At 46.7% G+C, this 448-nt stretch carries 1 protein-coding gene; it reads right to left on the bottom strand.

From position 1 onward, the window contains the following. Window positions 1–137: 137 nt before the first annotated feature. On the bottom strand, window positions 138–448 hold a 311-nt coding region (locus Pmgp_RS19430), incomplete at its 5' end, for an HD-GYP domain-containing protein (protein WP_134216331.1).

Raw genomic sequence — 448 nt, 5'->3', positions numbered from 1 at the left:
ATTATACCATTGTTATATGTGCGTTTCAAATTATGTATCGGCAGGCTAAAAGCCGCATAATAAAACACTGACCGGGAAAACTTACCGGTCAGCTAAACGTTAAGCTCAAAACACTATTCAAAACCGCATGATATTTTTTAAAACCAGACCCAGGTGTTAAGGCCAAGCAATTCTATAAATATCTCTACCAGTTCGGGATCAAACTGGATCCCCGAGAACTTCTTGATCTCTGCAATTGCCTCTTTATGGGACAAGGCCTTGCGGTAGGGGCGGTCGCTGGTCATGGCATCGTAAGCGTCGGCAATAGACAGGATCCTGCACTCCAGCGGGATGTCGTTTCCTTTTAGTTTAAGCGGGTACCCGTCACCGTTCCACCATTCATGGTGTTTAAGGATAAACTCGGCAATCGGTTCCAGATCGGGTGCCGACATAGCGATGCGGTGGCCTA

This window comes from Pelotomaculum propionicicum, assembly GCF_004369225.1.
GTDB lineage: Bacteria > Bacillota > Desulfotomaculia > Desulfotomaculales > Pelotomaculaceae > Pelotomaculum_B > Pelotomaculum_B propionicicum.
The sequence above is the reverse complement of the archived record's forward strand: the minus strand, read 5'-3'. Positions and strand labels throughout refer to the sequence as shown.